Origin of the sequence: Intestinirhabdus alba (assembly GCF_009711095.1) — a bacterium.
Classification (GTDB): domain Bacteria; phylum Pseudomonadota; class Gammaproteobacteria; order Enterobacterales; family Enterobacteriaceae; genus Intestinirhabdus; species Intestinirhabdus alba.
The window spans coordinates 204,276-216,405 of sequence record NZ_WMJZ01000003.1; the positions used below are offsets into that span (position 1 = coordinate 204,276).

General features: G+C 49.1%; 21 protein-coding genes. 16 read left to right on the forward strand and 5 right to left on the reverse strand.

Going from position 1 to position 12,130, the window contains the following annotated elements; translation table 11 throughout:
* Nucleotides 1-105: 105 nt before the first annotated feature.
* The 13 genes from GJV78_RS03780 to GJV78_RS03830 all read left to right on the forward strand — a co-directional run bounded on the left by GJV78_RS03780 (nt 106) and on the right by GJV78_RS03830 (nt 7,180).
* Nucleotides 106-1,986, forward strand: a complete 1,881-nt coding sequence (locus GJV78_RS03780; RefSeq protein WP_155107062.1) for a toprim domain-containing protein — start codon at nt 106-108, stop codon at nt 1,984-1,986.
* Complete coding sequence (locus GJV78_RS03785; RefSeq protein ID WP_155107063.1) at nt 1,987-2,442, forward strand: helix-turn-helix domain-containing protein; 456 nt, start codon at nt 1,987-1,989, stop codon at nt 2,440-2,442. It begins immediately after the preceding gene.
* The gene (locus GJV78_RS03790; RefSeq protein WP_155107064.1) at nt 2,439-2,714 is read left to right on the forward strand and encodes a hypothetical protein; all 276 of its coding nucleotides are present in this window, start codon (nt 2,439-2,441) and stop codon (nt 2,712-2,714) included. Before GJV78_RS03785 ends, GJV78_RS03790 begins: the two co-directional genes overlap by 4 nt.
* Nucleotides 2,715-2,953: 239 nt before the next feature.
* Nucleotides 2,954-3,190, forward strand: a complete 237-nt coding sequence (locus GJV78_RS03795; protein WP_001281772.1) for a Lar family restriction alleviation protein — start codon at nt 2,954-2,956, stop codon at nt 3,188-3,190.
* Nucleotides 3,147-3,593 carry a recombination protein NinB gene (locus GJV78_RS03800; RefSeq protein ID WP_155107065.1) on the forward strand — a complete coding sequence of 149 codons (447 nt, stop codon included), beginning with the start codon at nt 3,147-3,149 and terminating at the stop codon, nt 3,591-3,593. The genes GJV78_RS03795 and GJV78_RS03800 overlap by 44 nt, the downstream gene beginning before the upstream one ends.
* Nucleotides 3,590-3,790 (forward strand): protein NinD, encoded by a 201-nt coding sequence (gene ninD, locus GJV78_RS22905; protein ID WP_167519359.1) that lies wholly within the window; start codon nt 3,590-3,592, stop codon nt 3,788-3,790. Before GJV78_RS03800 ends, ninD begins: the two co-directional genes overlap by 4 nt.
* Nucleotides 3,768-4,049 carry a hypothetical protein gene (locus GJV78_RS23455; protein ID WP_230979053.1) on the forward strand — a complete coding sequence of 94 codons (282 nt, stop codon included), beginning with the start codon at nt 3,768-3,770 and terminating at the stop codon, nt 4,047-4,049. The genes ninD and GJV78_RS23455 overlap by 23 nt, the downstream gene beginning before the upstream one ends.
* Complete coding sequence (locus GJV78_RS03805) at nt 4,046-4,408, forward strand: RusA family crossover junction endodeoxyribonuclease (protein ID WP_155107066.1); 363 nt, start codon at nt 4,046-4,048, stop codon at nt 4,406-4,408. The genes GJV78_RS23455 and GJV78_RS03805 overlap by 4 nt, the downstream gene beginning before the upstream one ends.
* Nucleotides 4,405-4,587 (forward strand): hypothetical protein, encoded by a 183-nt coding sequence (locus GJV78_RS03810; protein ID WP_155107067.1) that lies wholly within the window; start codon nt 4,405-4,407, stop codon nt 4,585-4,587. Before GJV78_RS03805 ends, GJV78_RS03810 begins: the two co-directional genes overlap by 4 nt.
* 301 nt (nt 4,588-4,888) lie before the next feature.
* Nucleotides 4,889-5,503 carry a hypothetical protein gene (locus GJV78_RS03815; RefSeq protein ID WP_155107068.1) on the forward strand — a complete coding sequence of 205 codons (615 nt, stop codon included), beginning with the start codon at nt 4,889-4,891 and terminating at the stop codon, nt 5,501-5,503.
* Between the two features lie 429 nt (nt 5,504-5,932).
* Nucleotides 5,933-6,253 carry a phage holin, lambda family gene (locus GJV78_RS03820; RefSeq protein ID WP_155107069.1) on the forward strand — a complete coding sequence of 107 codons (321 nt, stop codon included), beginning with the start codon at nt 5,933-5,935 and terminating at the stop codon, nt 6,251-6,253.
* Nucleotides 6,240-6,716 carry a glycoside hydrolase family 24 protein gene (locus GJV78_RS03825; protein ID WP_155107070.1) on the forward strand — a complete coding sequence of 159 codons (477 nt, stop codon included), beginning with the start codon at nt 6,240-6,242 and terminating at the stop codon, nt 6,714-6,716. The genes GJV78_RS03820 and GJV78_RS03825 overlap by 14 nt, the downstream gene beginning before the upstream one ends.
* Nucleotides 6,713-7,180, forward strand: coding sequence for a lysis protein (locus tag GJV78_RS03830; protein ID WP_155107071.1), 468 nt, complete (start codon nt 6,713-6,715; stop codon nt 7,178-7,180). The genes GJV78_RS03825 and GJV78_RS03830 overlap by 4 nt, the downstream gene beginning before the upstream one ends.
* Nucleotides 7,181-7,336: 156 nt before the next feature.
* Here the strand turns inward: GJV78_RS03830 and GJV78_RS03835 are convergent, their stop codons facing one another.
* Nucleotides 7,337-7,546, reverse strand: coding sequence for a hypothetical protein (locus tag GJV78_RS03835; RefSeq protein WP_155107072.1), 210 nt, complete (start codon nt 7,544-7,546; stop codon nt 7,337-7,339).
* Between the two features lie 225 nt (nt 7,547-7,771).
* Between GJV78_RS03835 and GJV78_RS03840 the strand changes: the two genes are divergently transcribed.
* On the forward strand, nt 7,772-8,311 hold the full coding sequence (locus tag GJV78_RS03840; protein ID WP_155107073.1) for a Rha family transcriptional regulator: 540 nt from the start codon (nt 7,772-7,774) through the stop codon (nt 8,309-8,311).
* A 165-nt stretch (nt 8,312-8,476) separates the two neighbouring features.
* On the opposite strand, the gene GJV78_RS03845 is transcribed toward GJV78_RS03840, so the two are convergent.
* Genes GJV78_RS03845 through GJV78_RS03860 form a run of 4 tightly spaced genes read right to left on the reverse strand, consistent with a single transcriptional unit; the run spans nt 8,477 to nt 9,823 of the window.
* Nucleotides 8,477-8,752 (reverse strand): DUF1456 family protein, encoded by a 276-nt coding sequence (locus GJV78_RS03845; RefSeq protein WP_155107074.1) that lies wholly within the window; start codon nt 8,750-8,752, stop codon nt 8,477-8,479.
* Between the two features lie 26 nt (nt 8,753-8,778).
* Complete coding sequence (locus GJV78_RS03850) at nt 8,779-9,003, reverse strand: hypothetical protein (protein WP_155107075.1); 225 nt, start codon at nt 9,001-9,003, stop codon at nt 8,779-8,781.
* A 25-nt stretch (nt 9,004-9,028) separates the two neighbouring features.
* Entirely contained in the window at nt 9,029-9,439 is a 411-nt protein-coding gene (locus GJV78_RS03855; protein ID WP_155107076.1) for a helix-turn-helix domain-containing protein, read from the reverse strand.
* A 12-nt stretch (nt 9,440-9,451) separates the two neighbouring features.
* Nucleotides 9,452-9,823, reverse strand: a complete 372-nt coding sequence (locus tag GJV78_RS03860) for a hypothetical protein (RefSeq protein ID WP_155107077.1) — start codon at nt 9,821-9,823, stop codon at nt 9,452-9,454.
* Nucleotides 9,824-10,221: 398 nt separating this feature from the next.
* Here GJV78_RS03860 and GJV78_RS03865 point away from each other — a divergent pair, with 398 nt between their 5' ends.
* The gene (locus GJV78_RS03865) at nt 10,222-10,653 is read left to right on the forward strand and encodes a terminase small subunit (RefSeq protein WP_155107078.1); all 432 of its coding nucleotides are present in this window, start codon (nt 10,222-10,224) and stop codon (nt 10,651-10,653) included.
* The gene (locus tag GJV78_RS03870; protein ID WP_155107079.1) at nt 10,637-11,956 is read left to right on the forward strand and encodes a PBSX family phage terminase large subunit; all 1,320 of its coding nucleotides are present in this window, start codon (nt 10,637-10,639) and stop codon (nt 11,954-11,956) included. The genes GJV78_RS03865 and GJV78_RS03870 overlap by 17 nt, the downstream gene beginning before the upstream one ends.
* Nucleotides 11,957-12,130 lie beyond the last annotated feature (174 nt).

The following is a 12,130-nucleotide window of genomic DNA, read 5'->3' on the forward strand; positions in this document are numbered from 1 at the left end:
GATGAAATCACGGATCAAGGCATTTCTGATTGCCGGGTACAACCACGGCTTACTAAGCGATGGCTTTGTCCGGTACTGGTTCAATAAGTTTGATTTGAGGGCATCATGACTCCAGGAGAATTGAGTGACCTGCTCTGGAATCAGGTCGAAAGAGTAGCGAAATATCTACTGCCAAACGGTAAGCGAGAAAGTCACGAATGGGTAGCTGGCAGTATCAACGGTGAGGCGGGGAAAAGCCTCAAAGTTAACCTAGCGGGGAAGAAAGTTTGGTCTGACTTTGCTGAGGGAACCACTGGCGATCTGCTTGACCTCTGGGTAGCCGTAAGGGATTGCGGATTACACCAGGCAATGACCGAAGCTAAAGAATTTCTGGGCATCAAGGACGACGATCACCACTTCGCAGCCAAGCAGCAAAAGAAATTCTCCCGCCCAGACCGCAAGAAAGTAGCTCGTTACCTCACTAAAACCGAAAAGCACATCGAATATCTTGCCACTCGTGGGATCTCCGCAGAGACGGCGAAGCTGTACGAGGTTGCCGCGGCAAAGGTCTGGAACGGGGAGCGAGAGCTGGACGCGCTGGCATTCCCTTACAAGCGTGATGGAGAGCTGTTGCAGGTCAAGCGCATCAGCACCGAACGTCCTGACGGGAAGAAGGTCATCATGGCTGAGGGGGATTGCGAGCCGTGTCTGTATGGCTGGCAGGCTATCCCTAAGAACATGCGGATCGTCATCCTCTGCGAAGGTGAAATCGACTGCATGAGTTACTACCAGTACGGTTTCCCGGCGTTGTCCGTGCCGTTCGGTGGGGGAAAGGGGGCCAAGCAGCAGTGGATTGAGTTTGAGTATCATAACCTCGACCGGTTCGACGAAATCTGGATCAGCATGGACAGCGATGAAGTGGGACAGGCCGCCGCCAGAGAGATCGCAACACGACTCGGTGAGCACCGTTGCCGATTGGTAAAACTTCCTCACAAAGACATCAACGAATGCCTGATGGCTGGCATTTCTTCGGATGACATTGTGGGATATCTGGAGCGGGCATCATTTTTCGATCCGGAGGAGCTTTACAGCGCAAGGGAGTTTTATCAGGACACCATTAACGCTTTCTATGGAAAAGAGCAGAGCCTGTTCTACAGCCCGTGGGAATGTCTGAATAAGAACTTCGCTTTCCGTCAGGCTGAGTTGTCGCTGGTTAACGGCGTTAACGGCCACGGCAAGACCGAAGTGGTGGGGCATATGGCGCTGGAAGCCATGCGACAGGGGGTTAAGACATGCATCGCCTCGCTAGAGATTAAGCCTGGAATCCTGCTGAAACGACTGACCCGGCAATCAACATGCCTTAAACTTCCTCCGCAGCTTGAAATCGAATCTGCATTCAAGTTTTACGATGACCGACTATGGCTATTTGGACTGACGGGAACCGCAAAGGCTGACCGGCTGATCGAAATATTTACCTACGCCTGGAAACGATACGGCATCGAGCTTTTCATCATCGATAGCCTGATGAAATGCGGAATAGGTGATGACGATTACAACGGCCAGAAAGCCTTCGTAGACGCTCTGTGTGACTTCAAGAATAAAACCAATACTCACATCCTGCTCGTTACCCATAGTCGCAAGGGAGAGAGTGAGGAGAAGCCTACTGGCAAGATGGATGTTAAAGGTTCAGGTTCGATCACCGACCTCGCCGATAACCTGTTCATCATCTGGCGCAACAAAGTTCGTGAGAAGGCCATTCATAAAGATCAGCAGGGCGAAGAACTTGACGATAAGGAGCGCAAGGCGCTGGCAGCTCCTGCATCTGTTCTGATGCTTGAGAAGCAGCGTAATGGTGAGGGATGGGAGGGTGGAATCCCACTGTACCTCGAAATCAACTCCCACCAGTTCTTACCCACCGAAACAGCATCCCCATTCAACTACATCGCCAACATGCCACTTTCTGAGTATGACGAGGTCTGGCGACAGGAGAACGTTACGGAGTATTAAATGAACGCAAGAGACAAAATAATTAACTACCTCGAAACACATAAGCACGCATCAAAAAAAGAACTCCACATCGCCACTAATTTACCCATTAATCGTATAGCCAGGGTAATTTGTGATTTAACGGTATCAGGCCAGTTAGAGTTACACAGCATGAATGGCAAAATAAAATATTATCGGTTAACTGAATTGCACTGGCAGCGCGTCTCAGCGGTTATTAACTATTTGGGTGAAGCAAGAAATTCCTCTGCCGGAGAAATAGCTGATGCCATTGGGCTGGACAGGAACACCGTCACTCAGATTTTAATGTCTCTGGCAAAACAGGGAACTCTGTATCGTGAATGGAATGGCAGGAGTAAAATGTGGTTTTATAGCAAAAGCCCATCATTTATTTTCGGCATGGGAAACCCGCTAACTGCGTTTATCAATCAGGCGTTACGTGAGGTGAGAGCGCAATGAATAAAAAACAATTGGCTATTCTTGAAAAAGCATTTGCCGCTGAAATCGATAGAGCCTACAGCGACAAAATACCATTAATCCAAACGAAATCGAAAATAGCCGCGCAACTAGCCGAAGATGGTTATCTTGAGTGGCAGGAGATAAATCTTACCGGTAGCATCCCGGTAACTATCAAAGGCTATCAAATCACCCACGCTGGCATTTACGCATACTGCCAAAGCCTGCCGGATGAATTGGATATCGAAGCAATGGAAAAGGAAATTAGGCAATGATTGCCTACATCGCAGAAACACTAACAGGGCTATCGGTAACGGTGGCCTTTTTTATTTGCATCAGAAACAGAGTGAGGTGAGGGTGTGAGTGGAATAATTACCGGCCTAGCAGCTGGGATGTGCGTAGGCTCAGCCGTGGCTGCAATTCTGTGGGATGAGAAATGGAACCTGCGGACGTTTATTAAATATCAGATAGCGGCCTTAAACATTGTGGTAGCCATATACATTCTGAGGTGAGCATGAGCGACCTATCATTAACCCAGCCAAAGCTAAAAGAATGTCCGTTTTGCGGCGGTAATGCTCGTCTGTGGGTTGAGGCCGGAATAAATATTGATGTGTGGGGCTATGCAGAATGTGACCTCTGTGAAGCTAGGGGTGCATGGGCACCATCAGTTGCTGCGGCTGCTGAAAAATGGAACCGGAGAGCAGGAGATGAAGCAAACCTTTCTGCTTCGCAACGAAGCAATCAGAAATAACGCCATAGACGCCATTCTATCACTACCAATCGACGACAAGTCACCCCACGAAGTCCACGTTAAAGAACCCAAGCGCAGTAATCCTCAAAACCGCCTTATGTGGGCGCTATTGCAGGACGTATCGCGGCAGGTGCTATGGCATGGTCAACGGCTGGAGCCAGCAGACTGGAAAGACATCTTCACCGCTCTGTGGCTTAAGACCAAAAAACTGGAGCAACGTAGCGTACCCGGCATCGACGGCGGCGTTGTTCTGCTCGGGGTGCGTACCAGCAAAATGCGAAAAGCCAACATGACAGAGCTAATCGAAATCATGTTCTGGTTCGGCTCAGAACGTAACGTGCGGTGGAGTGATGATTCCCGGCGAGAGTATGAATGGTCGCAACGAACAGGGAGCGCCGCATGAAACACTGCTACCGCTGCGGAGAACGCAAAGACGATTACCGATTCCGGCCCGATCAACAGTACTGGTGCAGATGGTGCATCCGGTGCGAGCGGTCGCCTGTTGGTAATTTACCGCTGCCAGAGACCAAGGAGGACGTATGGCACGACAGCGTCGAAATAAATGGAGATATGAATAATGGCAATATATCGAAGTCATAAATGGCTGCAGGCAGTCAGGGAGATAGATTGCTGCGTTCTGTGTGGTGGCTACGGGGTTCAGGCTGCGCACAGAAACGAAGGGAAGGGGATCGGGATTAAAGTTGATGATTGTCTTACCGCCGCTCTTTGCGTCGAATGTCACGCCAGAATAGACAACGGCAAGGATATGACACGGGAAGAGAGGCGGGCTGAAATGGACAGGGCTATTGTCCTGACGCTGAGACAGTTGGCGAATGGAGGGAGGCTATCAGTACGATGAACGAATATCAATTTGTGCTCCCGTACCCACCCAGCGTTAATAGTTACTGGAGACGAAAAGGGAGTCAGTATTTCATCAGCAATAAAGGCCAGCAGTATCGAAAAGACGTCCAGCAAATCATTCACCACCTCAAATTAGATATTTTCACAAAATCCCGCCTCCGAATAAAAGTTATCGCCGATATGCCAGATGCCCGGCGTCGAGACCTCGATAATATTTTAAAGGGGCTGCTCGATTCCATTATCCACGCAGGATTTGCGGAAGACGACGAGCAATTCGACGATATTCGGGTAATTCGTGGGGTGAAAATACCAGGCGGTAGGGTGGGCATTAAAATTACAGAACTGGAGGCAGTGTGAGCGTTCTTAATATTCCGGATAAACAAAAGCAGGACGACAAAGACAGAAAAAAATTAGCTCGCGTCAGGGAAATAATCAACGAATACCACCACGCACTCGCGGGACTTTACGAAGCGGAGAGGGAGATTATTAACAGGCTGGGCGTCAATAAGCCCGGCAATGGTCCGGAGGTGGCGTAGATGATAAAGCCAATCCATAACCGTGAAGCAATAAACATCCTCTCAGCAAAATTCTTCTTCCCTCCAATCAGATTTAAGCGCCGTTCTCTTCTGGCAAGGGAATGCAACGCACTTATTCAGGCTGACAGGTATTTAACCCTGGCAGATAAGGGGAAGGCATGAACAAAGCATTCGAATGCTATATGCGGCTGAAGCATGGCAATCGCTATGACCTGACGAAAGATACAGATGGGCTATATTGCCGGGAAGTGGTAAAGCGCATGTTTGAAATATGGTGTCATTGCAAGGGAGGTGAAATCTAATGCGATTAACTCCAGTGTTCAGCATGGTCAACTTCACCGACGACGCTCATTTTCGCCGCGTATGGAAGCACCCAAAGAAAACCATCAACTCTCGCCAGAAGGCATGGGTTAACTACATGCTTCAGGTATGGGGCAAGGTTAACGCCGGTGATGACTCTCCGGGTGGTGCAATCAACGTTATCGGTCGCCTGATGATTCGTAGCCAGTGGAGTGATGACAAGGCCAAACAGATTGAGTCTGTAGTCATGCGTCTTTACGAAGAGGATGGGCTGCGAGGAGATGCGCTCTATCAGAAAGCTCGCGAACTGGTAATCCCTCAATCAACGTTCAGCAACATCATCGCTCTCGCCAAAGAATCCGATGATGCTGCTTTCGTTGAACGTGTGATGGTCAAGACGTTTCACCGTGAAAGCCCCGTCCGCGATGTAGCTATTAGGCGATATTGCTATCGCAATTGCACGCAAGATATCGCCAGACTGATTTCGCAGGTAACGAGAGTTGATATTCAGTATTGCCGCAAGCGAGTGGTTTGGTGCGAGAAAGTACTGGAGTCAGAAATTTTTTATGCTATGAAACGAGAATTGGAGAAAGAATTCCCATCAATTGCGGCATAGTATGAAATAATTTTGTAAATTCATTGACCAAAAGAAATGAAAGTAGTATGTTTTGTGTATGCTCGGAGCAAAAGCGAACAGAGCAGCCAAACAAACAAGCCCTGAGTTAATAGCTCGGGGCTTTTTGCGTTTGCACAACAGGTAAGGGCCTTGCATCGACGAGTATCGAATCGCAACGCGATATAGTTACCGAGTCAATGTTCTTTCCGTTGTGATAAGCCATCTTGATTATTTGGATAGGGTTGCAGCCTTCAATCTGCCGCGCAGAGTCAATCTCCTGCCGTCACAACCTAACCCTCTTGCCCGCCCTGCGGGCTTTTTTATTCCCGAATTGCGCCCGCCCAATCACCTGCACAATACCCTCTCATGACGAGCTGGGCTAGGCGCACCCTACACAATACAGCACCCGCTATTGCGAGGTGAGAGATTATGAAAATGCCCTACAAACACGATTTCATCGCATCACTACTCGCTGCAAAAGAGCAGGGGATTGGTGCGCTGTTGGCGTTCGTGATGGCCTACCTCCGTGGGCGCTATAACGGCGGCGCGATGACGAAAACATTAATCGACGCGCTAATGTGCGCGATGATCGCATGGTTCGTTCGTGACCTGCTCGATTTCACCGGGTTGAGCAGCAACCTGGCTTACATTGCCAGCGTGTTTATTGGCTACATTGGCACGGATTCGATCGGCAACCTGATTAAGCGGTTTGCCGCAAGAAAAGCGGGGGTGGACGATGCAGGCAATTAATCCTCAGCGTAAGGCATTCCTCGACATGCTGGCATGGTCAGAGGGAACAGATAAGCCTGGTCAGCCTACAAAGAATCATGGCTATGACGTGATTGTTGGTGGATCGCTTTTCACTGATTACTCAGATCACCCGCGAAAACTGGTAACGCTGAATCCGAATCTGAAATCCACTGCCGCCGGGCGCTATCAAGTTCTGTCTCGTTGGTGGGATGCCTACCGTAAACAGCTTGGACTGAAAGACTTCTCACCTTCCAGCCAGGATGCTGTTGCATTGCAGCAGATTAAAGAGCGCGGCGCTCTCTCCCTCATTGATGAGGGAAACATCAGGCAAGCAATCGACCGTTGCAGCAACATCTGGGCGTCACTCCCAGGCGCTGGTTACGGTCAGTTTGAGCACAAAGCAGATAGCCTTATTGCCAAGTTCAAAGCGGCTGGCGGAAAGGTAAACGAGCCGAAGTCATGAGCAGATTAACAGGCATAACCTGCGCCATCATCATTGTCGCAATCAGCTCTCTGGGTTGGGCTGTTAATCACTACCGCGACAACGCTATTGAGTACAAACGGCAGCGTGATGAAAAAACACAGGCGCTGGCGCTGGCGAATGGCATTATCGACGATATGCAGGTCCGCCAGCAGGCCATTGCTGAACTGGACGTCAGATATACTCAGGAATTAGCAGATGCGAAAAACATTATTGAGCGCCTGCGTAACGATGTTACTGCTGGCAAGCGCCGGCTGCAGCTCAACGCAAAATGCCCGCCCGTGCGTGAATCCTCCACCTCCTCCGGCGTGGATGATGCAGGAGCCGCCGAACTTACTCCAGACGCTCAACGGGATTATTACCGTCACAGGGACGGAATCGCCACTGCCGACAAAATGATTCGTGGCCTGCAGGAATATATCAGGACGCAATGTTATCGCCGTTAGCGGGTATTTCACGCTTAGGGCTGTACAGGATATCTCCTACAACCACCCACCCATCAGCCAGCCATTTGGTAACCTGTTGCCTGTTTACTTCCATAAGGCGAGCAAAGGCGGCCTGATTGCCGCCGAAATGAGTATCTATAAATTCTTTAAGAGGCATTAGTACCCCGCGATGATGTCGTTAATTTTGTGAAGAAGCCTAACTGCTTCTGCGCTTTCGTCATTTTCAATGCAGGTAAAATCACCGCGTTCTATCTGGAAGTTCACGCCGTTCCAACTGGCGTCTCTTAAAGCTGTGTCATCAAGTACTGCCTGAATTTTGGCAACAGTCTGAGCGGGCACTTCATTAGCAATAGTGATAGTAGTCATAGTCAATTCTCTTTTCGGTTAAGTCGCTTTCGATGTGATTAATGTAATCAAAAAATGATTACATGTAAAGTGACTATGCTCACAAATTTCACCGCGCATCGCAGCGCATGACAATCCCGAGTCTTTCAGAAAGCTGAGCCTGAGAACTGCCGTATATGGTGGCGACCATCTCGGGGCGGCTTTTCTGTGCGAACAGGCTCATCTTTCTAAAAGGTAAAAAACGCTATGAATAATCCGTCAGTTATTCCGGCCTTCGATTTCCGAGAAATGGTGCAATCCAAAAACGGAGAGGTCGTAACAACGTCCAGAAAAGTTGCTGAATACTTTGGCAAGAGACATGGGGACGTTCTCAGGAAAATAGAACAGGTGAAAGCTGATTGCTCCAACGAATTTAGCCAACGCAATTTTGCGTCGGCTGATTATATCGATGAGCAAGGTAAGCTTCGCCCAATGTATAGCCTTACTAAAGATGGCTGGATCATGGTTGTGATGGGCTTTACTGGTAAAGCGGCTGCGGCAATCAAAGAAAGCTACATTTCTGCATTTAACTGGATGGCAGAACAGCTTAGCAGACGCATGGCCATTGGCGAAGAAATGCAGCACCGCTACGCCATCAAAGAAACACGCTCAAAGCTGAAAGGCACGATTGGTAGCCGGTTGATGAATGAGCGAAAGAAAGAGAAGCACGTTCTTGCGGTCGAGCATGAGCGAATCATGAAGGTCACTCAACCTGATTTGCTGAGCGGATATGTCCGTGCTGGGTAAGCGCCATGAAAATCCCCGCCGGAGCGGGGAACGGAACAGAACCTTGCTTTCAAACTTTCCTGATAAACGGTTCAACCCCGCTGACGCGGGGAACTATCAGAACTTGGCCTGCAAGCGGCCATTGCAAACGGTTCATCCCGGCTTGCGCAGGGAACCTGTGTAAAATTACTCGTTTTTATCCAGCGCAGCAAGCCAGGGCTTGAGTCCGACGCAAAAAGCGTGAAATTCGTCGCTGTTTATCTCGCCAGATCGATTGATTCTCGTCCCGCGCAATTCTGAGTTGCCGGTCGCGTTTTTCGTCGCGCCACGACTGCGTAGCCAGCTGTCAACGCGGCTTTTTGATACAGCTACGCCGCCGAGAGCGATTATCTCTGCTATGTCGGCGCGCGTTAACTCAAGAGCGGCGGCGAGTAGTTTGAGTTGAACTGTTTGAGCTTGCATTTGAGCAGCCTCAGCATAAAAAACGGTTATTGAGTTATTTCCAGGTTCGCCGATTTGATTTCGGCATGGAGTTCGTTATAAGCGGCGGCATAGAGATCGTCATAGCTTGCGTCGCTTTCGCTTCTGCGCCATTGCGCGATAAGATGTGCCCGTTGATAGAAGCTCTCTTTGTTTATTTTTCCGCTTTCAATAAAGCCGGCAATGAACCTGGCGTTGTCGCGCTTGATAAAACTTTCAATTTCTGAAGTCATTTTGAAGCTCCTGTTAGCTTTAGTTTTAAATTGAGAAATTGCTTGCTGTATCATGAAGATCTGAGAGAAATACACCTTCAGAAACCGCGTTATTTACTGCGTCAATAGCAGCCGTGCGGTATTGTTCGTCTTCATATGCGTAGCTGTCTACGATTTTATATATCTGTTGCAGATTGACGGTGTTGACGTTATCAATCCTGTCGGTAACAACGATAGCCGTAGCAGCGTTTATAACGTCAATTTTTTGAGAGAGTATCGACAGCAGTCTCTCGGATATTTTTTTCGGAACCCTCGTTTCTCCAGAAACATAATTCCGTATCGTCCTGTCGGATACCCCCAGGTCGCGCGACAGAGGTGATTGCCAGTTGTCTCCGTAAAGCAATTTTCCGACTGACTTCATTTTTTCCAGATTGCTGAATATTTCAAAATCACTCATTTTTACTCCTGATTAATCGTTGTAGACGTAGCAAATCTCCAGACCAATCCACTCAGCAGGAATTCCGTTACGAACGAGGGCATCGTTTGATGTGCAGGTCCAGGATTTCCCGTGGTTCAGGCCGTTTTCAGTTGCAACGGACAGAAGCTCTTTATAGCGTTTTTGCTGAACAGCCTTTGCCCTGCATTTTGCAAGCTCGATCGCTTTTTCCATATCAGCGCGAGCGCGGGACCAGATAATGCGGAGGGATGTTTTAAAGCACTGACGTAAAGTACGCTCACCTTCATAATCAGCGAAACTCTCGCGAGCGCGCTTCCACGCCAGAGTCATGATTTCTTTAGTGTCGTAAATGAAGTTAGTCATTTTAAAGCCCTCATCATTCATTAGGTGCCGGTCCCCTTTCCGTAAAAACACTATATCAAATTCCTAATAACTAGGAAAGCATTTTTTCGTTATTTTTGCGCCTCATTACAGCAGCTCCTTGCGAGGGGCTTCGATAATGACCATGCGCTGTATCGTCGCAGTATCCCTACATTAACTATGACCGCCGCCTCACAGTCTTCTCCTTGCGCGAGTGTGTTCGGATAATCAATAACGATGCATACCGGGTTTGCAGCACCAGACGGCGCTGATTTGTCCCTCATTGCTCGCCGTCTCGATGCGGGGGTAGAAGAAATCGAGAATGTTTTACAGAGTTTTCTATCGTGAAATCTCGATAAAGCAGAATGTGTTTTATGTGTGCCCACGGGCGAGATACTTACTAACCAGTGGAATATTCCAATATGGCAGGTCTGACTATTAAGCAAGAGGCTTTCTGTCAGGCATACATCGAAACGGGTAATGCTTCAGAGGCTTATCGGACGGCGTATGCTGCTGACAAGATGAAGCCGGAGGCGGTGCATGTTCAAGCATGTAAGTTGCAGGATAACCCTAAGATAGCCCTAAGGGTAAAAGAATTGAGGGGCGAGATTAAGCAACGCCATAATGTCACCGTCGATTCTCTCCTTGCTGAACTGGAAGAGGCCAGGCAGAAAGCCTTAAGTGCAGAAACGCCACAATCATCAGCAGCTGTGGCCGCGACCATGGGTAAGGCAAAATTAGTTGGCTTGGATAAACAGATTATCGATCACACCTCATCTGATGGAACTATGGCAACGAAGCCAACCACTATTCGCCTGGTAGGAGTTGACCCAGCCAATGGAAAGCCAAGTTGACCTCCAGATACCGGCCAAGTTAGTACCCGTATTCGCGACAGAAGGCATCCGCTATCGTGGTGCTCATGGCGGGCGCGGATCCGCAAAGACGCGCACGTTTGCACTAATGACCGCAGTTAAAGCGTACCAGGCTGCAGAGGCCAATATCAGCGGCGTGATCCTGTGCGCTCGCGAATACATGAATTCGCTTGAAGAGTCCTCCATGGAGGAAGTGAAGCAGGCTATCCGCTCTGTGTCATGGCTTGATGATTACTTCGACATTGGCGAGAAATACATCCGGACAAAGAACCGCAGAGTCAGCTATGTATTCTGTGGCCTTCGCCATAACCTGGACAGCATCAAATCCAAAGCGCGAATTCTTGTGGCCTGGGTTGATGAGGCTGAGTCGGTATCCGCTACAGCTTGGAAAAAGCTTCGCCCGACGGTTCGAGAAGAAGGATCAGAAATTTGGGTCACGTGGAACCCAGAGAAAGACGGCAGCGCCACCGACAAGCTCTTCAGAAAGAACCCGCCAAAAAGCTCGATGATTGTCGAGATGAACTATGTGGATAACCCATGGTTCCCGACGGTTCTTGAGGAGGAGCGTCAGGAAGACCTGGCAAATCTCGATTACGCAGACTATGCGTGGATCTGGGAAGGCGCTTATCTCGAAAACTCTGATAAGCAGGTGCTGGCGAATAAGTACGTCGTGCAGAGCTTTGAAGACGATCTCTGGCAGAAGGCTGATCGCCTGCTGTTTGGTGCCGACTTCGGCTTCGCTAAAGACCCGAACACGCTTATCAGGATGTTCATTCTCGAAAGCAATCTCTACATCGAGTATGAGGCTTACGGCAATGGCGTAGAGCTTGACGATATGTGGAAATTCTACGCCGGGAAAGATGGTGCTACGCCGAAGCAACTTGTCGACTGGAAGGTTACCGACGAGGCTAAATTCCCTGGCATCCCTGAAGCGCGTAAATGGCCTATCAAAGCCGACAACTCCCGTCCTGAGACTATCAGCCATATCAAAGGGCAGGGATTCAATATCTCCGCCGCTCAGAAGTGGCATGGTAGCGTAGAGGACGGCATCACCTGTCTGCGTGGGTTTAAGAAGATCATCATCCATCCTCGCTGCAAAGAAACAGCGAAAGAGGCGCGTCTCTACTCATACAAAACAGACCGGATTACTGGTGAAGTCTTGCCAGTTATTGAAGACAAAAATAACCACTGTTGGGATGGTGTTCGGTACGGTCTGGACGGGTATATCAAACGCAAGCCTCAGTCGATGGGGATGATGATTCCTAAGCGACTGCAAGGGAGATAGAAATGACTGAATACTGGTGTCCGGCATGCGGAAAAGTCATAAAGTTCGATGGTGTTAAGCCTCTTAATTACATCCCAAGGCACTGCCGCACTCTGATGCTCAGAAGGATTGAATCATTCACTCCGGCAAAAGGACCGTAAGCGTACAGCGAGAACCGTATTGACGAAGTGAAGC

Bases quoted from the DNA above. Each gene is read 5' to 3' on its own strand.
- GJV78_RS03825 (WP_155107070.1), top strand. From the start codon at position 6,240: ATGCAGGCAATTAATCCTCAGCGTAAGGCATTCCTCGACATGCTGGCA.
- GJV78_RS03830 (WP_155107071.1), top strand. From the start codon at position 6,713: ATGAGCAGATTAACAGGCATAACCTGCGCCATCATCATTGTCGCAATC.
- GJV78_RS03800 (WP_155107065.1), top strand. From the start codon at position 3,147: ATGAAGCAAACCTTTCTGCTTCGCAACGAAGCAATCAGAAATAACGCC.
- GJV78_RS03860 (WP_155107077.1), bottom strand. From the start codon at position 9,823: ATGAATGATGAGGGCTTTAAAATGACTAACTTCATTTACGACACTAAA.
- GJV78_RS03855 (WP_155107076.1), bottom strand. From the start codon at position 9,439: ATGAGTGATTTTGAAATATTCAGCAATCTGGAAAAAATGAAGTCAGTC.
- GJV78_RS03795 (WP_001281772.1), top strand. From the start codon at position 2,954: ATGAGCGACCTATCATTAACCCAGCCAAAGCTAAAAGAATGTCCGTTT.
- GJV78_RS03870 (WP_155107079.1), top strand. From the start codon at position 10,637: ATGGAAAGCCAAGTTGACCTCCAGATACCGGCCAAGTTAGTACCCGTA.
- GJV78_RS03865 (WP_155107078.1), top strand. From the start codon at position 10,222: ATGGCAGGTCTGACTATTAAGCAAGAGGCTTTCTGTCAGGCATACATC.
- GJV78_RS03785 (WP_155107063.1), top strand. From the start codon at position 1,987: ATGAACGCAAGAGACAAAATAATTAACTACCTCGAAACACATAAGCAC.
- GJV78_RS03780 (WP_155107062.1), top strand. From the start codon at position 106: ATGACTCCAGGAGAATTGAGTGACCTGCTCTGGAATCAGGTCGAAAGA.
- GJV78_RS23455 (WP_230979053.1), top strand. From the start codon at position 3,768: ATGGCAATATATCGAAGTCATAAATGGCTGCAGGCAGTCAGGGAGATA.
- GJV78_RS03805 (WP_155107066.1), top strand. From the start codon at position 4,046: ATGAACGAATATCAATTTGTGCTCCCGTACCCACCCAGCGTTAATAGT.
- GJV78_RS03820 (WP_155107069.1), top strand. From the start codon at position 5,933: ATGAAAATGCCCTACAAACACGATTTCATCGCATCACTACTCGCTGCA.
- GJV78_RS03840 (WP_155107073.1), top strand. From the start codon at position 7,772: ATGAATAATCCGTCAGTTATTCCGGCCTTCGATTTCCGAGAAATGGTG.
- GJV78_RS03845 (WP_155107074.1), bottom strand. From the start codon at position 8,752: ATGCAAGCTCAAACAGTTCAACTCAAACTACTCGCCGCCGCTCTTGAG.
- GJV78_RS03815 (WP_155107068.1), top strand. From the start codon at position 4,889: ATGCGATTAACTCCAGTGTTCAGCATGGTCAACTTCACCGACGACGCT.
- GJV78_RS03850 (WP_155107075.1), bottom strand. From the start codon at position 9,003: ATGACTTCAGAAATTGAAAGTTTTATCAAGCGCGACAACGCCAGGTTC.
- GJV78_RS03835 (WP_155107072.1), bottom strand. From the start codon at position 7,546: ATGACTACTATCACTATTGCTAATGAAGTGCCCGCTCAGACTGTTGCC.
- GJV78_RS03790 (WP_155107064.1), top strand. From the start codon at position 2,439: ATGAATAAAAAACAATTGGCTATTCTTGAAAAAGCATTTGCCGCTGAA.
- ninD (WP_167519359.1), top strand. From the start codon at position 3,590: ATGAAACACTGCTACCGCTGCGGAGAACGCAAAGACGATTACCGATTC.